This is a genomic window from Actinomadura rupiterrae (genome assembly GCF_024172125.1).
GTDB lineage: Bacteria > Actinomycetota > Actinomycetes > Streptosporangiales > Streptosporangiaceae > Spirillospora > Spirillospora rupiterrae.
In genome coordinates, this window is sequence record NZ_JAMZEA010000004.1 from 256372 (window position 1) to 278933 (window position 22562).

22 protein-coding genes are annotated in these 22562 nt (G+C 68.0%); 13 read left to right on the forward strand and 9 right to left on the reverse strand.

The window, feature by feature from the left end; genetic code table 11:
- Positions 1-93: 93 nt before the first annotated feature.
- The 3 genes from FHU30_RS14175 to FHU30_RS14185 all read right to left on the reverse strand — a co-directional run bounded on the left by FHU30_RS14175 (position 94) and on the right by FHU30_RS14185 (position 5488).
- Positions 94-3852, reverse strand: a complete 3759-nt coding sequence (locus FHU30_RS14175; RefSeq protein ID WP_253875844.1) for a LamG domain-containing protein — start codon at positions 3850-3852, stop codon at positions 94-96.
- A gap of 186 nt (positions 3853-4038) precedes the next feature.
- On the reverse strand, positions 4039-4548 hold the full coding sequence (locus tag FHU30_RS14180) for a DUF8711 family protein (protein WP_253875847.1): 510 nt from the start codon (positions 4546-4548) through the stop codon (positions 4039-4041).
- 685 nt (positions 4549-5233) lie between these two features.
- A complete protein-coding gene (locus FHU30_RS14185) occupies positions 5234-5488 on the reverse strand; it encodes a hypothetical protein (RefSeq protein WP_253875849.1) in 255 nt (84 codons plus the stop codon).
- Positions 5489-5535: 47 nt separating this feature from the next.
- Here FHU30_RS14185 and FHU30_RS14190 point away from each other — a divergent pair, with 47 nt between their 5' ends.
- The 4 genes from FHU30_RS14190 to FHU30_RS14205 all read left to right on the forward strand — a co-directional run bounded on the left by FHU30_RS14190 (position 5536) and on the right by FHU30_RS14205 (position 8728).
- On the forward strand, positions 5536-6138 hold the full coding sequence (locus FHU30_RS14190; protein WP_253875851.1) for a DUF6431 domain-containing protein: 603 nt from the start codon (positions 5536-5538) through the stop codon (positions 6136-6138).
- Positions 6139-6218: 80 nt separating this feature from the next.
- Entirely contained in the window at positions 6219-7631 is a 1413-nt protein-coding gene (locus tag FHU30_RS14195; protein WP_253875854.1) for a DDE-type integrase/transposase/recombinase, read from the forward strand.
- Complete coding sequence (locus FHU30_RS14200; protein ID WP_253875856.1) at positions 7628-8443, forward strand: ExeA family protein; 816 nt, start codon at positions 7628-7630, stop codon at positions 8441-8443. The genes FHU30_RS14195 and FHU30_RS14200 overlap by 4 nt, the downstream gene beginning before the upstream one ends.
- Positions 8444-8551: 108 nt before the next feature.
- Positions 8552-8728, forward strand: a complete 177-nt coding sequence (locus FHU30_RS14205) for a hypothetical protein (protein ID WP_253875859.1) — start codon at positions 8552-8554, stop codon at positions 8726-8728.
- A 180-nt stretch (positions 8729-8908) separates the two neighbouring features.
- Here FHU30_RS14205 and FHU30_RS14210 read toward each other — a convergent pair whose 3' ends face one another.
- A complete protein-coding gene (locus FHU30_RS14210; RefSeq protein ID WP_253875862.1) occupies positions 8909-9766 on the reverse strand; it encodes an NAD(P)-dependent oxidoreductase in 858 nt (285 codons plus the stop codon).
- Entirely contained in the window at positions 9763-11061 is a 1299-nt protein-coding gene (locus tag FHU30_RS14215) for a helix-turn-helix domain-containing protein (RefSeq protein ID WP_253875865.1), read from the reverse strand. The genes FHU30_RS14210 and FHU30_RS14215 overlap by 4 nt, the downstream gene beginning before the upstream one ends.
- Before the next feature lie 311 nt (positions 11062-11372).
- On the opposite strand from FHU30_RS14215, the gene FHU30_RS14220 reads away from it, so the two are divergent.
- The 9 genes from FHU30_RS14220 (at position 11373) to FHU30_RS14260 (ending at position 18722) form a co-directional block, all read left to right on the forward strand.
- Positions 11373-11807, forward strand: coding sequence for an NUDIX hydrolase (locus FHU30_RS14220; protein ID WP_253875868.1), 435 nt, complete (start codon positions 11373-11375; stop codon positions 11805-11807).
- Between the two features lie 18 nt (positions 11808-11825).
- A complete protein-coding gene (locus FHU30_RS14225) occupies positions 11826-13616 on the forward strand; it encodes a radical SAM/SPASM domain-containing protein (protein WP_253875871.1) in 1791 nt (596 codons plus the stop codon).
- A complete protein-coding gene (locus FHU30_RS14230; protein ID WP_253875873.1) occupies positions 13613-14164 on the forward strand; it encodes a hypothetical protein in 552 nt (183 codons plus the stop codon). The genes FHU30_RS14225 and FHU30_RS14230 overlap by 4 nt, the downstream gene beginning before the upstream one ends.
- Complete coding sequence (locus tag FHU30_RS14235; protein ID WP_253875875.1) at positions 14161-14886, forward strand: 2OG-Fe(II) oxygenase; 726 nt, start codon at positions 14161-14163, stop codon at positions 14884-14886. Before FHU30_RS14230 ends, FHU30_RS14235 begins: the two co-directional genes overlap by 4 nt.
- Positions 14887-14888: 2 nt before the next feature.
- A complete protein-coding gene (locus FHU30_RS14240) occupies positions 14889-15485 on the forward strand; it encodes a nucleoside/nucleotide kinase family protein (protein WP_253875878.1) in 597 nt (198 codons plus the stop codon).
- Positions 15482-16366: a protein kinase domain-containing protein gene (locus tag FHU30_RS14245; protein ID WP_253875881.1), complete on the forward strand. Its 885-nt coding sequence runs from the start codon at positions 15482-15484 to the stop codon at positions 16364-16366. Before FHU30_RS14240 ends, FHU30_RS14245 begins: the two co-directional genes overlap by 4 nt.
- 20 nt (positions 16367-16386) lie before the next feature.
- Positions 16387-16545, forward strand: coding sequence for a hypothetical protein (locus FHU30_RS14250; protein ID WP_253875885.1), 159 nt, complete (start codon positions 16387-16389; stop codon positions 16543-16545).
- 69 nt (positions 16546-16614) lie between these two features.
- Complete coding sequence (locus FHU30_RS14255) at positions 16615-17517, forward strand: aKG-HExxH-type peptide beta-hydroxylase (RefSeq protein WP_253875887.1); 903 nt, start codon at positions 16615-16617, stop codon at positions 17515-17517.
- Complete coding sequence (locus FHU30_RS14260; protein WP_253875890.1) at positions 17514-18722, forward strand: serine hydrolase domain-containing protein; 1209 nt, start codon at positions 17514-17516, stop codon at positions 18720-18722. The genes FHU30_RS14255 and FHU30_RS14260 overlap by 4 nt, the downstream gene beginning before the upstream one ends.
- A gap of 222 nt (positions 18723-18944) precedes the next feature.
- On the opposite strand, the gene FHU30_RS46070 is transcribed toward FHU30_RS14260, so the two are convergent.
- The 4 genes from FHU30_RS46070 to FHU30_RS14275 all read right to left on the reverse strand — a co-directional run bounded on the left by FHU30_RS46070 (position 18945) and on the right by FHU30_RS14275 (position 22384).
- Positions 18945-19070 carry a hypothetical protein gene (locus FHU30_RS46070; protein ID WP_301323128.1) on the reverse strand — a complete coding sequence of 42 codons (126 nt, stop codon included), beginning with the start codon at positions 19068-19070 and terminating at the stop codon, positions 18945-18947.
- Positions 19071-19276: 206 nt separating this feature from the next.
- Entirely contained in the window at positions 19277-19492 is a 216-nt protein-coding gene (locus FHU30_RS47060; protein WP_308211314.1) for a LuxR C-terminal-related transcriptional regulator, read from the reverse strand.
- A 491-nt stretch (positions 19493-19983) separates the two neighbouring features.
- Positions 19984-20754: a hypothetical protein gene (locus FHU30_RS14270; RefSeq protein ID WP_253875895.1), complete on the reverse strand. Its 771-nt coding sequence runs from the start codon at positions 20752-20754 to the stop codon at positions 19984-19986.
- Between the two features lie 952 nt (positions 20755-21706).
- Complete coding sequence (locus FHU30_RS14275) at positions 21707-22384, reverse strand: DUF2637 domain-containing protein (RefSeq protein ID WP_253876838.1); 678 nt, start codon at positions 22382-22384, stop codon at positions 21707-21709.
- Positions 22385-22562: the final 178 nt, after the last annotated feature.

Consider the following 22562-nt stretch of genomic DNA (forward strand, 5'->3'; position numbering starts at 1 on the left):
CAGCCCCATCGAGGGGTCAGGGGGTGAGCTGAGCAAGGTCCAGGGACGCCATGTGCCCGGCCAGCCGTCGGCCGGGCACATGGCAATCGCGCATCAGGGCATCTGGTCAGGGCCCAGTTCGCTGGTCATCGTCGACAGCCAGGCCACCTCGTCATCGCTCAGCGCGCCGTCGACGGTCCACACATCGTCGATACGGCCACTCCACGACTCAGTTCCGGTGGCGGTACGGCCCAGCCGCGCGGGCGCGGAGCCGGTGAAGCCGGAGACCAGTTCGACAATGGAGCCGTCGTCGGTGGTGTCGGTGTCGCTGGAGTCTTGCTGCGCGCCGTTGACATACAGGGTGAGGCGCTGCTTGACCGCGTCGAAAACCACGGTGACCATTTGCCAGCCGTCACCATGGGAGGTTTCCCAGCCGACGTAGTGCGCCAGGTTGGTGGTGCTGGCGGTGGCGTCGGTCTTGCGGCCGACCAGAGCCGCCTCCCACTTGCCCGGATGGTCGGCATCGCCTGCGCCGGGCAGGTAGCGGACGGTGAGCCCGTCGCCGCCCGTGCCAGCCAGGCTGAGCGCGGTCATCGGCTTGGTGGGTTCGGCCGCGGCCCACACCCAGCTTGAGACGGTAAAACTGTGCCCGCCGTCCACGGTCTGGGTGGTGGCGGCGGTGCCGTCACTCCCACCCTGTTCGTTCAGCGACAACGACCCCACTGGCGACGTGCCGTCGGTGGCGACCAAGGGGCTCACCGACGGATCGATCAGCGGGTCACCGGTGACCAGACTCGACTGACCAGCGAGTGTCAGCGGCGCACCGCCGGTGATCTCGTTCGGGCTGGCCAGCGGGGACCCCGCGCCGGAGTTCAGGCGCCACCGTCCGGTGATCTGCTGACGGGCGGTGGCCAGCAGGCTGACCTCGCCGTCGCCCAGAGGCCGGTCGTACAGGCGGATGTCGTCCAGGTCGCCGCGCCACTTGGCAGCAAGGCTGGAGGGGGTCCAACCAGTGCCCAGGTACAGCGGCCCGGTCGCTGCCCACGCCTGGTGGGTGGCGGTGCCTTGCTGGCGCAGCCCGTTGACATACAGCGCCATCTGCTTGGTGACCGCGTCGTAGACGCCCGCCAGGTGGGTCCACTGCCCGGCGACGGGGGCCTGGTCGGAGGCGATGGCGTCGTCAGTGCCGTCTTGATGGTGCAGGATCCAGGTCCAGCGGTCCTTGGCCGGCGAGTAGGACATCAGCAGGCCGTTGGTGGTGCCGCCGCCCTGGCTGATCACCGCGTGGTAGAGCGTCTTGTCGGTCAGGCGGACCCAGGCCGACAGCGCGAAGCTCTTGGTGGTGTCGACCACCTGGCCGGAGGTCTGCCCGTAGCCGTCGGTGCCGTTGAAGGTGGCGGCCTTGCCGACCTTGCCGACCTGGGCCAGGGTCACGCCGCCGTAGGGGGTGATCGGGGCGGTGGGGTTCTCGGTGCCGGAGTCGGTCAGGCTGGTCGCGTCGGCGGCCTCGTCGAGCTTCCAGTAGGCCTTGGGGTCGGAGCCGGATTTGACGCGGAACTGGTGGGTGGTGGTGCTGCTGGTGCCGTAGCTGTTGGTGGCGGTGACGTTGAGGTCGTTGTCACCGGCCTTGGCCGGCATCGCGTTGATGGTCGCGACCCCGTTCACGACCGGAGCGGTACCGCTGTTACGCGCGTCGTGGTTGATCTCCCAGGACACCTGGTTAACACCAGCACCGTTGGCGTCGACCTTGGCCGTGAACGCACCGTACTGCCCCACCCCGCCATACGGCGGGTCGTCGGGATTGTCGGGGTTGAGCGCCGGATAGTCGGTGGAGGCGACCTCGACCTTGGGCGAGGAGGTGTTGTACTTGAAGTAGCAGTCGTCGCCGCCGTTCTGCCAGCTCCAGGCGCTGCTGGACTTGCCGTCGTTGGCGACCACGTGCCAGCCGATGAGCGTGTTCTGCGGGATGGTCACCGGCGGGGACGGCTGGTCCAGGCCCCAGCTGAAGCTGGATCCGCTCTTGTTGTAGGCGGTGTAGTTCGACACCCACCGGCCCTTCCAGCCGGTGCCGTCCCCGGCATCCCACGACAGCCCGAACTGCACCCGCACCGTGTCGCCCTGGCTGGCGTCGGGGTCGGTGACGTTCTTGACCCACGCCCGCGGCAGGTCGTTCAGCATCGCCGGGTGGGTACGGGTGTACTTCAGCGACCCGTCGGAGTTGGTACACGCGCCGCCGCTGACCATGCTCATCTGGCTGAGCGTGGGCTTGTTCGGCCGGGTGTTGTAGGTGATGTGCAGCTCGGCCTTGGTGGTCAGCCGCTTGTAGTACAGCATGTCCGACTCGCTGCCGGCCTTCAGCGCGAACAAGATCGTGTCGATCTTCCCGTCCAGCCGCTCCTTGAGGTAGCTGGTGGTCTTGCTGATTGAGCCGGTGTCGTCGGAGTTGTCGAACTTGATCGGCGCAGGCAGCCCCGAGCACAGGGTGGAGTTGCGGTAGGACAGCAACGTGTTGAAGTGGTCACCGTCGTTGGTGGAGCCCCAGGTCGAGCTGGAGTTGAAGCCCGTCCCGGCCTTGGGCCGGTACAGGTTGATCCGGCGGGCGGTGGTACTGGGGCATTGGGAGGCGGCGTACTCGTTGGCCACGAAGTAGGCGCTGCTGATGTCCTTGCCGATGTACTTGCCGATCGGGAACCGGTACCAGATCCGCTTGGTCTGGTCGCGACCGCAGTTGCCGTCGAAGGAGACGTCGCAGAACCCGACGCCTTCGTTGGAGGAGAACTTGTACTTGCTGTAGTAGCTGCCGACCATGCCCCACTCCCCGCCGGAGTCGGTGCTCAGCGGGGTGCCCTGCCACCACGGGTCGATGTACACCGGGAAGTTGGTGTCGGTGGCGGTCAGCAGGTTCTTGTCCGGGGTCAGGGTGAGCGAGGAGCTGTCCACGTTGACCGCCACCGGCGCGAGCTTGGCACCCTCGGGCGCGGCCGCGGCGGCGTCGTCGGCTCCCGTGGTCGCGGTGGGCGAAGCCGACGGGCTCGGGGTCGGGCTGGTGGTTGGAGTGGTGTCGGCGACCCGCACGTTCTGGACGCGCAGGTTTGACGAGACCGACGGGGACGCCGTCGGGGAGCTGGACGGGGATGCGGACGGAGTTGGGGAGGCGTCGGGTGTGTCGGTGGGCCCGGCATCCCACATCTGCGGGGCAGGCGCGGCGAACACGGTGCCGCCGCTGCCGGAATCGGTGGCCCGCAGTGTCCCGTCTGCGCCCTTGGCGACGGTCACGCCGCCGCTGTTCAGGCCAAGCTTGATCTGCGCGACGCGCGGGTCAGCCGCCGCCTGCGGGGTCTTGACGATCAGCGTCTGGCCGAAGCCGTCCACGTCGGCGCGCACCTGCAGGTCCACACCCGGCAGGACTTCGGGGTAGATCGCGCTCTCCCCATCCAGGGTGGGTTTGGGGAGCGCGGTGGGCCAGGTCAGGGCCAGCTGCCGCCCGGCGCGGGTCAGCTTCACCAACGGCCCGGACCCGCCGCCGGAGAACGACAAGCCGACGGTGGTGGCCGCCGGAGCGATGGTGCCGTCGGCGGCACGGTGCAGTGTCGGGTCGACCCCGACCCACTTGCCGGCCTTCAGCGTCCGGACCGGCCGCAGGTGCTCCACCCCTTCCAGCAAACCGTCAGGGCGGGCTAGCACTTCGCGGGTCTCGCTGCGCAGGCCCGTCACCTCGACGTTGGTGCCGGTCTTCTTCGCCTCGGCGAGCGCACCGGCTTCGGTGGAGGTGTCGGGCGTGGTGTCGGCGAAGGCCGGGTGTCCGATAGGGGTGAGCACCTGGGCCAGGGCGGCCAGCAGCAGCCCGGCCACGATCGCGGCCAGGGCCCGCATGCGGGTCGTCCGCGTTCGCAGGAAGCCGAAGGTTGCGCTCCTGGAACGCATTGTGCCTCTACCAGCCACACGGGCCTCCAGTGCAAGACGTCGCGTGGCTGTGTGCCAGCCATTCGCGGTTTGAGATGTTGGTGATGGTCGCGGCGCGAGCGTGGCCCGGCCGAGACGGGTGGTTCGCAGGTCCGGTCAGCGGGCGCACGCCCGCCGCACTTCGGCTCCAGCCGCCGTCACGACGCTGGTGTCCAGGGCGGCGCCAGCGGTCCCCGGGCGCTGCCGCGACCGACGAGCGAGATCGTCAAAAGCGTCCGCCAGTGCTCCCCCGGCCCGGGACACCTGCTTGTCGCCAGCAGACTTGGCGCTGGAACGCACCCTGGCGGCCGCCTGCTCGTATGCCGCCGACGCCGCCTGCGGGGAGGTGAGTGGCCGGTCACGGAAACCGGCGAGCTCCTGCTGGATCTGGCCGCATGCCTTGCCGGTGTCACCACCACAGCCGACGGCGACACCCGCCGCAGCCGCGATGGTCAGCAGGGCGGCCAGGACGCGGCGCCCGCGCACATGCCAGGCGCTAGCGTTCTGGCGGCTCAGAGCCGACGGCCCGGCCGCCTGTCGGCCGATTCCCACCTCGACCGCCGAGGGGACCAGCACCCCAGGACACGCGGCCGAGCGGTCATCTCGATCGCAAGCAGCGTCCAGCACGTCGCCCTCCTCGCCCAACGCCGTCGCAAGCTCGGCGCGAAGGGATGAACGAGCCGAAACTGCAAAGAAACCTTTCCGAACGACGGAAACCTAGCCTGAGCACACAGCGTAGTCAATGAATCGGACATAGAGACATGAATCACATCACGGCCGTCACGGGAACTTCTACCGGCTTCACATGCCGTTAACGTCAAGCGTTTCGGGCACACAAGCATGAACCGCCCAGAATATTGCAGACTGTTATAACTTGACTTCGTACCGCATTTGATTTGAGAGATCTGGATCACGTCAGAGCATGGCAAATCGTCACTTAAGCTCAGGCGCCCTTGCCTGGCGTTCACCAAAAACCGCGAGAGATAGTGACTCTGAGTAGTTGCTATCGATGAGGCTTCTCGCAGCCTCACGGCCTCGTGCCATGGTTCAGGGCCGCCGCGGGCCCGGCCATGGCCTTTAGCTCATCGAGTCAGCCCAGACCCGCTGGCGCGCGGTGAACGCACCCCCACCTGGTCGCCCTGAAGCGACGTTCAAGAACGGCAAGCTCATCGAGCGACCTGAGCACGACACTCAATCAGCCACAGCCGGATGCCCCCGACACCGAAGGCGAGCACCGATGACGCCCTCTCTCCGCGCAGATCGCCGCACGCTACTCCCAGATGTGGAGCACCGGCGACACCTCGGACGCCTCTCAGATCATCGATCCCGGCTGGTGTTCAGCGACATTCAGGATGTTGATGTAGAGCGCCTGTGAGTCACTCGGGGCGAGGACGAAGCTCTGTGGCGGGTGTTGCCTGTGTCCGTTTTCGTGTGCGACGACATGGTGGGGATGAACCGTGTTCGTCCTGGGGTTTCGTCGGAACATGGTGACGAAGAGGAATCGATCGGTTCGTTCCGGTTGATGCCGGTGCTGGGCAAAGGTCAGCGTGACCACGTTCGTGGACAAGCCACGGCCCTCCCGCGTCCTCGATTGCTGCCGAGCGCGGGAGGGCCGTGAACGTCGTGCCATTGGAGGCACTGGTGGTCACGGTAGAGGCCGACGCGGGTTGCGTCGAGCGCAGGTTGCGTGATGGTGAGCTGTCCTGCCCGGACTGTTCGGGCGTGCTGGTGGCTTGGGGGCATGGGCGGTCGCGTGGGGTGCGCGGGCCGGACGGGCGGGTGGAGGTGCGGCCGCGGCGGGCGCGTTGCTCGGGTTGCGGGCGCACGCACGTGTTGTTGCCGGTCGGGTTGCTGGCGCGGCGGGCCGACACGGTGGAGGTGATCGGCGCGGCGGTGGAGGCCGCGGCTGGTGGGCGGGGGCATCGGCCGATCGCGAGGTTGCTGGGGCGGCCGGCGGAGACGGTGCGGGGTTGGCTGCGGCGGTTCGCGGCGCGGGCCGAGCGGCTCAGGTCGGCGTTCACCGCGTTGTTGGTGGCGCTGGACGGCGGCACGGCGGGCGCGGGCGCGGTGTTGGTGGCGGTCGCGGTGACCGCGCGCCGCCGCCTGGGTGGCGCGAGTTTCGTCGACACGTTGTCGGTTTGGGCGCTGGCCTGCGCGGTCTCGCGCGGGGGTCTGCTGGCACCGGGCTGGGCGCCCGAAACGATCAACACGAACTGACCCTTGGCCGGGCGGATGCCGACCGGAGATCCTCGACGCCCGCGCATCAACACGCAGGGTGATCATGAAGGGACCCGAAGGTGACCAAGGCCGAAGATGAGGCGCGGCGGCGGGCCGAACGCGCGCAGCAGGTGGCGCTCTGGCGCTATCAGCTGATCAGGGAAGCGGCTGATCCGGAGTTGACGACCCGGCAGCGGGGCCGGTTGGTGCGCGCTTTGGCCGACCAGGCGCACGAGGGGCCGTTCGGTGATCCGGTGACGGTCTCGCGGGGCACGCTGGACCGGTGGATCCGAGCCTGGCGCGAGCGGGGTTTTGAGGGCCTGGTCCCGCCGACCCGGAAGCCCACGCCGCGCACACCGGCCGAGGTTCTGGAGTTGGCGGTGGCGTTGAAGAAGGAGAGGCCGGAGCGGACCGGGGCGCAGATCGCCCGGATCCTGCGTTCGACGCTGGGCTGGTCGCCCAACGAGCGCACGCTGCTGCGGCACTTCGACGGCCTGGAGCTGCGCCGCCCCGAGGGAAGCTCGCCGCAGGCGTTCGGCCGGTTCGAGGCCGACCGGCCCAACGAGATCTGGACCGGGGACGCCTTGCACGGCCCGAAGATCGGTGGCCGCAAGACGTTCCTGTTCGCCTTCATCGACGACCACTCGCGCGCGATCGTCGGGCACCGGTGGGGCTACTTCGAGGACACCGTCCGCCTGGCGGCCGCGCTGCGCCCGGCGCTGGCCGCGCGCGGGGTCCCCGAGGCGATCTACGTCGATAACGGGTCGGCGTTCGTGGACGCCGCTTTGAAGCGGGCCGCGGCCAAGCTGGCGATTCGGATCATCCACTCGGCGCCGGGCCAGCCGGAGGGCCGGGGAAAGATCGAACGGTTCTTCCGCACGGTCCGCCAGCAGTTCCTGGTCGAGATCGCCGCCGACGGGCAGACCTCCGGCACCCGCGTCGCCGACACCGCCCAGCTGAACCAGCTGTTCACCGCATGGGTCGAAAGCCACTACCACCAGCGGGTCCATTCCGAGACCAGGCAGGCGCCGCTGGCGCGCTGGATGACAGGGGCGCCGTTTGCGACACCGACGCCCGCGCAACTGCGCGAGGCGTTCAAGTGGAGCGAGATCCGCCAGGTCACCAAGACCGCCACGGTGAGGCTGTTCGGGAACGCCTACTGCGTTGAGCCGGCGCTCGTCGGCCGGAAGGTCGAGCTGGTCTTCGACCCGTTCGACCTGACGGTCATGGAGGTCCGCTTCAACGGCGAGTCGATGGGCCTGGCCCAGCCCCAGGACATCGGCCGCCACGCCCACCCCAAGGCCAAACCCGAAACCCCCGCCGACCAGCCCGCCGCACCGACCGGGATCGACTACCTGCGCCTGCTGGACGACACCCACACCGCCAGCCTCGCCGGACGCATCAACTACACCGCCCTGACCAGCGCAGACGCCTCTCAAGACAGCGACCGGCAGCGTGACGACGAAGAATCCGACGGGAAGGACCAGCCGTGATCGACCGCCTTCAGGGCTTCTTCGGGTTCACCAAGATGCCGTTCGGCCGGGACCTGGCCCCGGGCATGATGCACCGGCACGCCGCGCACGGCGAGGCCACCGCCCGCATCACCTGGTGCGTGGCCGAACGCAACCTCGGCGTCATCACCGGCGAGGTCGGCGCCGGCAAGACCGCCGCGACCCGCTCCGCGATCGCCTCCCTGGACCCCGCCCGGCACATCCCCATCTACATCGGAAACCCCGACGTCGGCGTTCGCGGCATCCACACCGCGATCGTCACCGCGCTCGGCGGCGTCCCCAAACAGCACAAGGCCACCCTCATCCCCCAGGCGGGCGACGCGCTGGCCACCGAGCTCGCCGAACGCGGCCGCACCCCGGTCCTGATCCTGGACGAGGCGCACATGCTCGACCACGACCAGCTGGAGTCGGTCCGCATGCTCACCAACTTCGAAATGGACTCCACCAGCCCGTTCGCCTGCCTGCTCATCGGCCAGCCCACCCTGCGCCGCAAGATCAAGCTCGGCGTCCTGGCCGCGCTCGACCAGCGCATCTCGGTCCGCTACCACATGAACGGCATGACCCCCGACGAAACCATCGACTACCTGCGCCACCACGCCGCGCTCGCCGGACGCACCGACCCGCTGTTCACCGAAGACGCCGCCGCGCTGATCCACACCGCCAGCCGCGGCTACCCCCGCGCGATCAACAACCTGGCCATCCAAGCCCTGCTGGCCACCTTCATCTCCGACAAGACCATCGTCGACGAAACCTCCGCCCGCGCCGCCGTCAACGAAGTCATCGCGACAGAGTGACCACCACCCCGACAAGCTGCACACCAAGGCCCTGCCCACCACCCCCGGCAGGGCCTTGTTCACACCCCCACATCACCATCGGCAACGACGCGCTCGTCCTCATCTTGAATGACCGCGCACAGCTGGATCGACGACGCTCATCCCGAGGTGACCGGTCCCCAAGGCGTGCAACGGGCCGTCGAGCAGATCCGGGCAGCCCAACCGGACCTGCGATTCCACATCGAAACTATCCTCACCGCCGACGGCCTCGTCGCCTTCGTCGGCAGCGCCAGCCAGACCGCATAACATTCGGCCACACACACCTGGTCTGGCTCATCAGTATGAAGAACGGCCAGATGCCCGAGATGCGACCCTGCCGCGTCGCGAGCAAGCAGCCAAGACCGAACACATCCACAGGTCTTGGCTATTGCCCTCCTTCACGGCCATCACGGCAAACCGTCCCCGCAAAACCAGCCTAGGCCGATGTCATGGAGCAGTCTCGTCAGATTGGCCCGGCGTGAGCATCGCGAGGACGTCCTCTAGCGGGATGTTGTAGTCGTCCTTGGCTTGGGCCATGAGTTTGAAGACTGTTTCAGCGCCGCGGGCGAGGTCGTCGGGGAGGCCGGCGGTGTGGAGGGCGCTGGCTGTCTCGGCCATTTCTGGGGCCCAGCGCCAGGCTCGGGCAGCGACGCTGGGGAGGTAGTTAGGGGCTGTCAGGGCGGATCGGGCGAAGTTCTGTGATTCCTGTTGGAGTTCGTCGCGGACGCCGTAGTGGTCGGCCAAGGCGTAGGCGACGGCGGCCAGTGCTCTGCTGGCTTTCTGGTAAGAGGCTTGGGCGAGTTTGATGGCTGAGGCCTGGCCAACGGAGCCGTTCATCGCGACAGGTTCGACCTGGGAGCCTGTGAATAGGTCGCTGATCGTGCGGACGCCTGCTGGGTCTCCGGCGAGGTAAAGACGGACGGTGGAGTCCGGGCCCGGGGGTGCGCCGAAGATGCACCCGTCGACGACCGTGATGCCGTGTTGTCCGAGGTCGTCAGCGATGCGCTGGGCACGTTCGGGAGTGATGGCGTTGGCTTCGACGTACAAGCCGCGGAAGCCGCTGTCGGCGACGGATCGGGCGACGTCGTCTGCGGCGGACGGTGGGCACAGAGAGATGGTGACGTCGCTTCCGGCCATTAGTTTGGGCAGGATGTCGATGGGTTCCAGCCCGTAGGTGTCGGCCCGTTCCCTAGTGGCCTGGCTTCGCCCCGCCGGGCACCAGCGGACATGGGTGTCCGTCCGGATGGCTTGTGCGGCGACTGCCGCGCCCATGCGGCCGGGGTGCAGGATGGCGATGTTCGTCATGGTGTCTCCGGCGGCCGGGGGCTAGGTCGGGCACAGTATCCCGTGATCTCCTCGCGGATCTCGCGGGCTGCGGGGGCGGTGGCGTAGGCGGGTGTGATGAAGTCGCGGACTTGAAGCAGGCGGCGTCGGACGCTGTCGGTCTTGCGGTCAGGGGCAGTCGCCAGCACGGTGCGGACCTCTGATGCCGTCCCGTCAAGGTCGCCGAGGCCGAGCAGGGCGCTGGCGAGGTCGAGCCGGGCCAGGAGCAGCTCGCCGGTTCGTTGCTGGTGGCTTGGTGCCTGTTCGTAGAGTTGGATGGCTTGGGCGGCGTCGTGGGCGGCCCACTGCGCGCGGCGGGCCCCGGGTAGCCATACGTTGCAGGTGCTGGCGTAGAAGAGCTGCTTTTCCTCGGGGAAGGCGAGCATGCCTCCGTACGGTTCGGTGCTAGCGATCGCCGTACGGGCGGTGTTGGCTCGGTGGAGCGCGCGTTGGACGGCTTCGGCGTTACCCAGACGCGCATGCGCGCGAGCTTCGATGCTCGCCAGTCGCACGGCGGCGCTGCCGGATTCTGGGCGTAAGGTACTGGCGGACTCAGCGAGGGCCGCGGCGTCGGCGAACCTGTCGTCCCAGTAGGCGATCAGGCTCTGCATGCCCCGGGTCCAGACTCGCAGCCAGTTGCTGCCTGCGGCCTCGGCGCAGCTGTAGGCGGCTTTGGCTTGCGCCTCCGCGGCCGGCAGGTGGCCGAGGTCGAAGGAGGCGTTGGCGAGCACTCCGCATGCGACACCGGAGATCAGGTAGAGGTCACAGGCTTTCGGCAGGTGGCTATGTGCCTTGATCAGGGAGAACGCGGCGTCCCGGATTCCCAGCACTTCGAGAAAGGTCGGATAGACCGGCTGACGCGGGTAGGTCTCGACTGCCCTGCTGATTTCGGCGTGCAGGACGTCCACTGGTGAGGTTCCTTCAGCGGACGCGGCGATGTGGTGAAAGAAGCTCTCCGAGTCGGCAGCAGCTCTCGTAATCATTTGGTCTGCGGAGAACTCGGGCCGGTTGCTCGTCGCAAGCACGCGGGGGCGTGGCGCGCGGATGTGCAGGCTCTGGGAGAAGCGTTCTTGGACGTCGGGGCTGGTTTTCGCGAGCGTGGTGTCAAGGATGGCCTGCATATGCGGTCTGGGCGTCCTGGCCGTCCCGGCTGCCTCCCACATCGACACGGTGCGGTCGCTGATCCCCAGGCAGGCTGCGAAATCGCGGACGCTGAGCCGCATCGCCTCGCGGAGCGCCCGTGCCTCACGGCCGGACCACTTCTCGACTGCGATCACAGCGGAGCCCTTCGCCAGTAAGGATTTCCGTCAGCCTAAGCGATCACGTCCAGGCGAGACAGGGGGTTGCCCGACGCTGTCTCCTTGGTCGGCCGCCTTGGTGCGGCGGAAGTTCGGCGGTCGTTCGGCGGTGTTGCGGCGCTCGTTCATTCCCGGGTGTGGGGGCCTCGGGCGAGGCTGGTGAGCCAAGCGGCGATGCGGAGGGCCCTGATGCGCGCAACATCTGCCAGACACTTCTTGCTGTTCGCGGTGGCGGGCGTCGTGCAGTGCCTAGGCTCGAGGTACCGCGGCGTCATCATCGAAGGGGAGCCATGCCCGAGAAGGTCATCAAGGACAAGGTGCTGGTCTACGTCGTGCGCGACGGGAAGCTGCTGGTCTTCCGCCACACCGACTACTCCTATGAAGAGGTCGGGATCCAGGTTCCGGCTGGCAGTATCCGGCCGGATGAGTCGCCCGAGGATGCGGCGCTTCGTGAGGCTCGCGAGGAGACCGGCCTGTCGGAATTCAAGATCGTGCGGAAGCTCGGCGAGACGAGCTACGACATCACTCCGTACCGGTATGAGATCCAGAACCGGCACGTGTTCCACTTGGAGCTGGCAGAGGACACGCCCGAGCGGTGGTCCAGCCAGGAAGACCACGACGGCGAGCAGGAACCGACGCATTTCGAGTGCTTCTGGATCCCGCTGGAGGCTGCGCACATCCTCCAGTCCGGTCAGGGTGCGCTGCTGGGCAGGCTCGTGGAGTAGCTGCCTGGGCGGTGGCCGATGAGCTACCAGACCCTCGCCGGCTCCGATGCCGCGGTGTCGGTGATCCTCAAGCTCCGCGGTGAGACCTGCGATATCGACTGCCTGTACTGCTTTGAGAAGCGGAAGGAAGCCCCCGGCGGCGCGAGGATCAGTGCCGACGACGTCGACCGATTGGGTCAGCTGTTCCGGGGGCGTCCGATGTTGGTCGAGCTCCACGGTGGTGAGCCGCTGACCGCTGGCCGAGACCATCTGGCCTCGGTCTTGAAGTCCTTGGCCGCGCAGCCGTCGGTCGTCGGTGTGTCCATGCAGACCAACGGCGTGCTCCTCGATGAGGAGTGGCTGGACCTGTTCGACGAGGTGTATCCGGGCCTGCGGATCGGAATCTCGCTCGATGGCGACGCAGCGGGCAACGCCTGGCGAGTCAGCTACGACGCCCAGCCGGTCTATCCAAAGGTCGTCAAGGCGCTGGAGTTGCTCGGCCGCCGCGGCAGGCAGGTCGGCGTCATCGCCGTGGTCACACCTGCGGTCCTCGGGCGCGCCGAAGCGGTCCTGGACCATCTGGCGGGCTTCGACGCGGTCAACGCGATCAGCTTCGTCCCGTGCTTCGACAGCACGGTCGCGGCCGCGACAGCCGCCCCGAGGAGGGTTCCCGCCAGCCGTCTGCGGCAGCGCGAAGCCGTCAGCGGCGGCAGTCCTGCGTGGGCGATCACTCCGGGGCAGTACACCGGCTTCGTGCTGGCCGCCGCCGCGCACTGGGTGGTGTCAGGGCTGTCGGCGAAGGTCAAGCTGGAGCCGGTAGTGTCGACTATCCGCCGGATCAACGGGCTCGATACCGGCTTCTGTCACTTCTCCGACCTCAAGTGCGATCACGTCTTCACCCTCTACCCCGAGGGGCGTTTCGGCGGATGTGACGAGCTGCCGTGGCCGGCTGCCCGGTTGGGCACACTGGGGGACGGTCTTGACGTCGGCGCGGCGCAGCAAGCGTCGCCGCTGCTGCGCCAGGGGCGGTCGCTGATGAACCGGTGCGCGTCGTGCGCTTACCGGAGTACCTGCGGCGGCGGGTGCATCGCGACGCGTCTGCGGAATGTGCAGGATGAGGACGCCTATTGCGACGCGCGCATGCGGCTGGTCGACGGTGTGGCGGCGCTGCTTGCGCAGCCTTCCCATCCCGAAGGGGTGTGGTGCCGGACCGCACGGTGGATGCCCCGCAACCCCAACGTCATGAACGACGTGGCTGCGTTCGTCGCGCTGTGGGACGACCCGGCAGCGCCCCGGCTGGAAGCGGTCATCAGAACCAGTGCCTTCGGCAACCGCAACGCCGTCGGGGAACCCGGTGTCCATGAAGCCGCCGATCTCGATCCTCGTCACCCCCAATGGGATAAGGGCATCGAGCCCGGCGTGAGGCCGCTGGTCGACGCCTGCACGAACAGTTTCGGGGCGATCACCTACGACAGTTGCGAAGGCCACCTCAATCAAGGCGTTGACGCTGTGCCGTCCTCAAGGCGGGTCGGTGTCCTCCCGCGCGACCGGGAGGAGTACGCACTCCTCGCGGCACGGCTGTGCCAGGCGGTCACGGCAGTCCGCCCCATGCTGCCCCGATCGGTGGCGGTGGTGATCGGCCGCGCCGAACTGACATCGCGGAGCAGCGGGCGGTCCGTCCCGGTTCTCGACCTGCACCTGGAGCCTGTCTCTGGGGAGTGGGCCGCCTACGCCGCAAGCGTTGACCAGGCAACGCGCCTGCTGGCCGAAGCCCTGGAAACCAGCGCCGTCGACACCTCCTGCTGCGGTTGCAGGCCGGGGTCGGCATGAACGAATCGCTGGTGATCAATCAGCTCCTCGGGCGGCTCTGCTACTTCCACGTCCAGTTCATCGAACCCCGCCGCCCCAGGCCGTCGCCGCCGTCTGAGGTGACCTGCTGCCGTCATCCGGCCGTGCCCGCCGAGTTCGGCCCGTGGGCGGTGCTCCGCGACATCGCCGCCGATCTCGGCGTGCCGCGTGACTGCCCGGCCGACGCCGGTGGGTGCTGCGCCGTCTGCCGGGTCCGGACCTACGCGACGGCCATCGCCGAATGCTGGGCCTCAACCGAGAGCCGTGCCTACGGCGTGGACGCCCGTCCCGAGACCAACGTCCAGACACGGACGGTCGGCGATCAGATCGCCTCGCGCTTCGCGTCCCTCACCCACACGGCCTGCTCGCGCCCCCCGCTGCAGTTCAGACCCCACTCGGCGACCGGTCTACCGCTGACCGACGAGTTGCTGACGCTCTGGGCCGCTCCCGGGGAGGCGCCCGTGACCAGCGCACTCAACCACTGCGCCTCTCTGGATGACGTCGTCGTTCTCCTCAAGGACCACTCATGATCCACCTCGCTGAGACCCTGGCCATCGGCAGCATCGAAGACTTCCTCACCCCTGCCGAGGCCACCGCCCTGCGCGACATCATGGACGCCTTCTTGGCTGACCAGCGGCCCGCCGGGTTCGGCACCCGCCGCACCACCTCGATCCACGAGATTCCCGGACACACCGCCGTCCAGGCCATGGCCGTCTACGAACCGGCCGGGCGCATCGAGATCACCGGCATCCCCGGCGCCGCAGAGCAGATCCTCAGCGACGCCTTCGCCCGCGCGCTCCCCGCGATTAACCGGGGCATGCCGTCGATCTCGCGCTGCCGCCCCTGGACCTACGTCGAGTACGGCCCCGGCCAGCACATCACCCCGCACCTGGACGGCATCGCCCCCGACCCGCTGTCCTGGCCGCGCCAGATCGCCGGAATCAGCATCGTCATCACCGAAGCGGCAGCCGGCGGGGGGTTCTTCGTTGAGACCACCAGCGACCAGCAACTCTGGGAACGCAGCTGCGAGCAGGACGGCTACTCCCCCGGCATGCACCTTGCCAGAGACGGCGCGGACCAATCCGCCGACTGGTTCCAAGCCATGACACGCACGCGCTGGCAGGTCACGGCAGCAGCCGGAACCGCACTGCTGTACGGCTCCCAGCTCACCCACGGAACCGAGCCTGTGCGGGAGGGCCGGGCCCGCAAGTTCATCAGCTGGCTCACCGCCCAAGCTCCACAGGGAGCCTGACGGTGTTCATTGTCCTGGACGGCCCGGCGGGAAGCGGGAAGAGCGCCCTGCGCGATCAACTGCTGCACGCTGCAGCTGAGCGGGGCATCCGCGGAGTCCACCTCGGCCAGTTCTCCTGGCTCTCCCTGACCGCGACCAGGACGATCGTCGCCCTCCGCGCCGGTCAGGTGACCTCGAGTCTGGCCAGTGCGGTGTCGGCCGTTCGCGACGACCTTGCTCTGCATGTACGCCACAACCTGTGCCGCACCGCACCGCTGATCGTCGCCGACCGGTGGACGCCTTCTACTGCATGCCTGCTGGCTCTGCTCTACGAGCAGCCCGTCGGACCGCTGCTTGGTGAACTCGCACTTCCCGAGGCCCTACCTGACATGACCATCCTGCTGACCACCCCCGCCGACCTGTGCCGTGACCGGATCCGGAAGCGACCCGCATCCCGCCGGTTCCTGGATGCCGACGCGAACCTCGGCCCGCTCACCCGGCTCTACGCCGACGCCGCTGCCGCATGCCCCGATCCCGTCATCACGCGCCCGTCCAACCAGCCCTCGGACCTCGTCGAGCTCACCGAAGCGGTGCTCAGTCACCAGAAAGGGCCCCGATGACCGTCCTCCACCCGCTGCACCCCGCTGCCTGGGTCCTTGACCAGCTCGGCGACAACGGCTGGCACGTCGACCGGCTGCTGTCGTTCACCCGCGCCAGCACCCTGGCCCTCATCCACCGCCCAGGGCAGACCCCGGTCGTCCTCAAGGCCGGATTCGGCAACGACCACGTCCTTTCCGAACTCGACCCCGACCTGCGGGCAGCCGCGTACGGCTTCTACTGGTACCGCGCCCTCACCGCTGAGGAACGGCGGCTCAGCCGCGCCGACTTCCGACACGAGATCGACACTGCCCGAGACGCCTCCGGGGTCGCTCAGGTCGTCCCGCTCCTCGACGAAGGAACCCTGCCCCGTTTCGACTGGTACACCATGCCCTACCTGGCCGAGGGAGACTTCCGGACGCTCCTGAGCGCCCCGGATCCCGATCTCGCATACGGCTACCGGGTCCTCGCTGACATCGCCGCCGCCCTGGTCGGCCTCCACCAGCTCGGCGTCGTCCACCGCGATGTCTACGCCGAGAACATCCTCCTCGACAACGGCAAAGGGCACCTCACCGACCTCGGCGCCTCCCGCCGTCTCGGCATCCCCCGCGGCCCATCCGGACGCCCGCCCGAACCTCACTGGCCCCCCGAATACTCCACCAGCTACGCCACCGCCACACCCGCCGCCGACGTCTACAGCCTCGCCGTCCTCACCTACCGGTTCACCAGCGGTGACCTGCCCCGCCTCCACGGGGACGCCCACCTCACCCAACTCCCCGCCCCGCTGCGAGACGTCATCTCCGCAGCACTCCTGCCCGCCTCCTCCAACCGCCCCGCCATGACCGAACTGCACCACGCCCTCAAGGAGGCAGCCACCACACCACCCCTCCCGACCAGCAGCTAGCCACTCACGAAGGGATCACCGTGGAAGACCAAATCAGCCAGTTCCTGCAAGCCGTCGACGACCTGCGCGCCGACGACACAGCCGTCCGGACCACCGCCCATACCTCCAGCGTCTCAGCCGACGGCTGGCCCACCAGCGACCCCGAAATCAGCGCAGCCAGCAGCTCCGACGAGTCCTGACATCCACATGGTCCGGCCGCAGCTCTGGGGCGCAGCCGAGAGCTGCGGCCGGCCCGCCTGGAGGCACCCATGGACGACCTCGCCCAGATTTTCCGCCACCCCCCGATCCTCCGCACTCACCGCTCGCGGGCCGCCCGGATCCACCAGGTCCTCCAGCTCGACGCACCGCCCGTCGCCCGCAGGAACGCCGGATTCACCTACGCCGTCGCCCACCACCTTCTCGAAGGTGCCGAACACGCCGCACGCAGCGGCGACGACATTCTGTTCACCTGGTACCGCGAATCCGCCTTGCACTTCACCGATCGCCTTGCATCAGGGGACCGGATCGTCCTCGCTCCCCGGCCCCATGAATTCGTCCAGTCCGACATCTCCCAGACGCCCTACGTGCTCCTGAACCCCGACACCAACGCTGCCGACGAGCGCCTCCGCGATCTGGTGGCCGCAGCCGCCGCGCTCGGCACCCGTACTGGCTTCGGTGGCCTACTTGGCCCCCACGCCCCCATCGTGTGCCTCCTCCATGAGAAGGCCATGACCAGCACCTTCGACAGCTGGACCGTCAGCCGCCTGCCCGGCACCCTATTCACCGACTACAGCACCGAACCCGCGGTACTCACCCGCGACCTGATCCACGAAGCAGGCCACAACTGGCTCAACGACGCCCTGGCCGCCGACGGCATCAAGCTCGACGACGCCCCGGCGTTCCCCTCCCCATGGAAACAGAGCGACCGCCCCGCCTTCGGCTTCCTCCACGCCTGCTGGGCCTTCCCCCTCACAATGATCTACTGCGCCCGCATCCTCCCCACCGTCCAGCCGCCAGTACACGCCTTCCTGGCCGCCTACCTCAGCCAGCAGAACGCACTGCTGCAGACCGCGGTACCCGACCACCAGGAAGCCCTGAAGCTCATCCCGCAAGGCCCCCTCCGAGAACGCCTCCGGACCGTCCGCGACCTCGCCCTCAAGGCCAGCGCATGAACGAGCCCGGCCACATCCTCCACATCCGCCACCCCGACGGAACCGTGACCCTCGACCGCCACGGCCTCGCCAACCTCGAACACGGCATCCCGATCACCACCGACACCGCCTTCAACGTCGGCTCGGTCGCCAAGCAGATCACCGCCCACCTGACGCTCCTCACACCAGAGATCGACATCGACACCCCAGCACAACACTGGCTCCCCAACCTCCAAGTGCCCGACGTCACCGTCACCGACCTCATCCAGCACCACGGCGGCATTCGAGACGCCGAATCCCTCCTGTCCCTCGCCGGATTCCGCGACCTCGACCACTACACCGCCGACGACCTCCTCCAACTCGCCTACCGCCAGCAACGCCGAGCCGTCCCCAAAGGCCAATTCCTCTACAGCAACACCGGCTACCTACTCCTCACCAAGATCCTCGAACAGACCCACACCGCGCCCCTCAACCAGATCGCAAGAGCCCTCCTGTTCGACCCGCTCAACATGCCCAGCACCCACTTCAAGGACCACCCGCAACAGATCGTTCACGCTGCCGCGACCGCCTACCGGTTCCACCACGGCTCCTGGCGAACCACAACCGTCCCCGTCGCTCTCCCCGGCCCAGGCTCACTCTGGACCTCCACCACAGACCTCGACCGCTGGCTCCGGCGCCTCGACCAGACTCGGCAAGCACCGGCTGACCAGACTCTCCGCGCACCCACGCCCGTGCCCTCGTCATGCCCGCACTGGCACTACGGCCCCGGGATCTTCGTGTCCGGTGGATCCTTCTTTCATCATGGCCACGAGCAGGGCTTCTCCGCCGCAATCCACCTGACTGCAGACGGAACGGCGGTCATCGCCCTCTCCAACCGACACGACACCGACGCCGGGCGCCTCTCAAACTCCGCCGTCTCCAGCGCGCTCCCCCTGCAGAGCCCGTCACCAGAACGTTTGACCGCACCGTCGAACACCCGCGCCACTGACGACTACTGCCACCTCGTTGGCGAATTCGCATCCGACGACGTCCCTGGTGTCCTACGGATCATCAACAAACCCGACGGCCTCGCGCTGGCCAGGAGAGGAGCAACCGACGCCCTCATCCCTATCCCTGGCGGAGGGTTGATCGGCCCGGGCTTCCGAATACAGCCAGCTCTTGAAGGGAAAGGGCTCCGGCTGGACCTCGAACGCGCACCTGGGCTCATCTACCGACGAATCGCCTGAGCGTTCACAACCCGCTGAGCCGCGAGGCTAAGCTCGCCCGCACTTCAGTCGTAGCAGATGCCCTTCACTTCACACTCAAGGCATGTCGTGCCGGCACACCGCCCGGTGGCCGTGTGATTCACGGGGAGCGATGTCTGTTTCCCCAGGACATCACCGAGATCGGTAGTGCCAACTGCATGTCCTGCGGGATCGCCGTAGAACCTACAATGGGGCGTCATGAGCTCACATGAGCACCTGATCACCGTCCTCGATGGGGTCTGCGCGGAAGTCGCTCGGGCCGCCCTGGGAAACCAGGAGGTAGCTGAGCGGCTCGTGGTGGTCACCGACCGGCAGTCGAGCGTCCTCCACACTGCAGGGCTCGACGTCTCCGTCCAGTTGAGCGGCCCCGAAGGACCGCCGTGCGCTGGGCCGAGCTGCCGGGGGCGTCCTGCTACCCAGGCGTTGGGCGTGGAGAGATCGCTCAGGTCGCTCATGAACGAGACCGGGAGAACCGTGAGGAGGCGGCTGTTCAGTTCTGCTGGAGCCTCCCCTCGGCGGCAAGGCGGTGCCGATGGTCAGATGAGTTGACGTCGAGCGGCCCAGACCACGGCTTCGATAGGAGTGCCGACCTCAAGCCGATCGCAGATGGTTCGAAGGCGGCGCCGCAGAGTGCGCGCCGACAGCTCAAGTCGCTTGGCAGCCATGTCGGCCGTGACGCCCGAAGCGATCTGCGCGAGCAACTGGATCTCCTCTGGCGTCAGCCGGGGTTCGGCCGGGCACCTGCGGGGCAGCGTTGCCTGCCCGGGCGGCTGCTGCTCCGCGCGATCGGCGGATGCGGTAACGGTTGAGGGGCTGCCATCGGGTGCGGCGGAAAGGACCCGGAAGATGTCGGCGGTATCGGTCGAGCCGCGCATCTGCTGCGCTGCCGGGGTGCCCAGCGACGATCGTTCCAGCAGGGTGAGGTTGCTGAGCAGCTCAGCTAGGGCTTGGCGTTGCTGGGGGTCTTTGAGGAGTGTCGACCAGTTGGGTGGTTCATCTTCGCCGGCGGAGGCCTGCAGCATCGGCATGATGTCGTGATCGGTGATCCGCGCCGACCAGACCATAGCCAGCAACCGATCCAGGGACCTGTCGGTGCAGGGGAGCGCGGCGCGGTCACGCACCATCCGCCAAAGCAGGTAGCGCGCCGTGGTCTCGTTGTGTCCGCCGGGCTCTTCACCACGTGCATCGTGCGGGCAGGTCCGGGCGCCGCCTGGATGCGTTTGGCGGGACTGGTCGGTGCGGGTCATCGCGCTTCCGCCTCCTTCGGAGCAGTGGTCTGGCCCAGCCCTTTGAGGCGGTCCAGCCGAGTTCGCAGCGTCTTGTCTTTCAGGCCGACACTCAGGGCGGCTTGGCTGATCTCTTCGCCCTGCATGATCAGTCGGACCGCTTGGCGGGTCACCGGATCAGTGATCAGTTCCAGGGCATGGTGCCGCAGGACCTGCAGCATCGCCTCAGAACTGGTGGGATCGTGCCCTCTGGGCCCGAACAGGTTGAGGGTCTCCTCCGCTTTCTGCGGATCGTCGGTGACCTCGGCAACCCGGCGCCAGCGGTCCTGGTGACCAGCCCAGGCGTTGTAGATGTTGGGGAACTGGAACAGGCACGCGCCCACGAAGTAGGTCTTCAAGCTGGCGCCCTTGCGGTGGTCCCACCGGCCCGGGACCAGGACGGCCGTGATGAAGTACTCCAGGGCTTTGGCGACGGTCTCGCAGGCCAACTCCAGCCGGTCGTCTCGGCTCCACCGACCGGGGCCGACCTCGACCAAGGTGATCGGTCGGCGCTTGGCCCGGCACTCGGCCACGATCTTCCCGGTCCGTGTCCAGGCCATCATGACCGCCAACCCGTAGGCGGCCGTCTCGGCCTTCCAGACCGCCGTTGCCGGGCCGGCGAAGTTCTCCGCCTGCATCTTCAGCACGTACTGGTGGTCTGCCAGGCGGCGCCGGGCGTGTTCCACGGCCTGGGCGCTTCCCGCATCCGCCAGATCCTCAGCGATGAGGTCGGCTTCCAACTCCTCCACCAGCTCATCGCTGGCCGCTTGGGGTTCCCGCCGAGGCGGCGGGACGGCTGAATCGCAGGCCGCGGTGGTCGCCGGCGGCGATGGCGTCGCTGCTGGAGAGGTGTCCGTATCCGGCCGTCTGCGTTGGAGTTGTATCGGCGTCGAGTCGGGCCTTGGTGGCTCTCCAGCCTCCTCGGCGCTCCCCATCGACTCCTCCAGTCAGGGTGTGGCCAGTCGGCCGTACCTACACCCGCTGTAGATGACGCCCTGCCGGATCTTCTTCACCCAAATCCAAGATTTTTTTCGGCGACAGCTGAGACAAGAGTGAGGCAAGCCGCCGCACCGGACATCTACACCCGACGGGTGTAAGGCCACAATCTCGCGCCTCCAGGGAGTTGTCAGCATGGCCACCACCCGCCTTCCCGCCGCGTCCTCTCAGCGCCGGTCGCGTCCGTCACCGAGCCGGGGCTCGGATCGCCGCCGCGCATCTGGGGTCGGCACGTATGTCCCGAGACGACGAGGCGCTTGGGAAACCTGGTCAGCCTGGCGCGCCCCCGCCACGGTGACGGGAGTTGTCGCCGGACCGAGCGGGCTTGCGGCCGTCCTGTGGCACTCGGGCTGCAGCCAGGTGCTGGTCGTGGTGGTTGCCGCGCTGGGGGCGATCCCCGCTGCCGCCATGGTCTTGATGCTCGGGGTCGTGGAGGTCGCGCGTTGCTGGATCCCCGCCTCGGCCGACCTTCGCAGAGCCCGCGACGAGGGACGTGCGCTGCGCGTGGTGACCAAAGCAGCAGTGAGCGGTCCGCATAGCACAGCCGCGGCCGCCAAAGAGAAACGAGCCGCGGCCCGCGGCTACGCCAACGACCGTGGATGGCAGTTCCCCTCGGCGCGCAGTGCCACTCCGCAGACCGTCGTACGCACCCGGCGCCGTGGCGAACCGAACCGCGGCTAAAGAGCGCCAGCAGCAGGAGCTCCATCATGCATGGTCTGATTGCACGCCCGATCGCGATGGCATTTCCTCATCGCAGTCAACTTCCGACAGGCCGACGCCGCCGTTCCGCTTGACCAGCCGTCCCCAGCGCGAGCTCCGGTTGAACTGTCGCCCGATCTCCACCCCAGAAGGCAACTTCCCGTCCAGACGACGGTGTTCTTGGGCCCAGCGCCAAGCCCGCTGTTGTAGACGCTCGCCCCGCATGTCGATCGAGGTAGGAATCTCCGGCGCGGGCTCCGATACAGACACGTCGCGGTCGGCGGGAGCCGCCGAGGGGCGGTTACCGCGCATCTGGTTCATGAGCATCTCGTAGGCACCGACCAGGGCGAAGGAAGGCCACGCGGCGATGATCCGTCCGGCGGCAGTTGGTTCGGCGACGGCGACGTTGGCAGCGAGGGAAGCCAGACTTCCGACGATCAGGAGCGCCCAGGCCAGCCGCCCTTCGCGGCCGCGGGTGCGGTTGGCGGACAGTATGGCCATGGACGAGGCGACGATCATGCCGTCCACCGACAGCGGGATCAGCGCGGCTGTGCACTCTGATTCGCCGTGGAGTCGAGCAAGGTGGTGCATGTGGCGGTAGGAGACCACCGCGGCGATCAGCGCGAGCAGGACAACCGAGGCCGTGGTGGTCGCGCGAATGAGACGGTCTGCGCGTGGTGCCATGTCGCTCACCGGTCCAGGAGGAAGTCGGCGGCACCGGTCTGTTCATCGCGATTCGGGTTAGCTCTGGTCGGTGAGACGAATCGGATGGTCGTCCAAGCAAGCAGGGCCGTCTTGCTGTACACGATGAACGTGCTCTTGCACGTGATCACTGGCCGCCCTCCCGAGTTTTGTTGCCCCG

What these genes read in the sequence shown, in the direction of transcription:
- FHU30_RS14175 (WP_253875844.1), bottom strand. Translation starts at nt 3,852, where the DNA reads ATGCGGGCCCTGGCCGCGATCGTGGCCGGGCTGCTGCTGGCCGCCCTG.
- FHU30_RS14205 (WP_253875859.1), top strand. Translation starts at nt 8,552, where the DNA reads ATGACCGCGCACAGCTGGATCGACGACGCTCATCCCGAGGTGACCGGT.
- FHU30_RS14210 (WP_253875862.1), bottom strand. Translation starts at nt 9,766, where the DNA reads ATGACGAACATCGCCATCCTGCACCCCGGCCGCATGGGCGCGGCAGTC.
- FHU30_RS14220 (WP_253875868.1), top strand. Translation starts at nt 11,373, where the DNA reads ATGCCCGAGAAGGTCATCAAGGACAAGGTGCTGGTCTACGTCGTGCGC.
- FHU30_RS14225 (WP_253875871.1), top strand. Translation starts at nt 11,826, where the DNA reads ATGAGCTACCAGACCCTCGCCGGCTCCGATGCCGCGGTGTCGGTGATC.
- FHU30_RS14230 (WP_253875873.1), top strand. Translation starts at nt 13,613, where the DNA reads ATGAACGAATCGCTGGTGATCAATCAGCTCCTCGGGCGGCTCTGCTAC.
- FHU30_RS14235 (WP_253875875.1), top strand. Translation starts at nt 14,161, where the DNA reads ATGATCCACCTCGCTGAGACCCTGGCCATCGGCAGCATCGAAGACTTC.
- FHU30_RS14245 (WP_253875881.1), top strand. Translation starts at nt 15,482, where the DNA reads ATGACCGTCCTCCACCCGCTGCACCCCGCTGCCTGGGTCCTTGACCAG.
- FHU30_RS14255 (WP_253875887.1), top strand. Translation starts at nt 16,615, where the DNA reads ATGGACGACCTCGCCCAGATTTTCCGCCACCCCCCGATCCTCCGCACT.
- FHU30_RS14260 (WP_253875890.1), top strand. Translation starts at nt 17,514, where the DNA reads ATGAACGAGCCCGGCCACATCCTCCACATCCGCCACCCCGACGGAACC.
- FHU30_RS14275 (WP_253876838.1), bottom strand. Translation starts at nt 22,384, where the DNA reads ATGGCACCACGCGCAGACCGTCTCATTCGCGCGACCACCACGGCCTCG.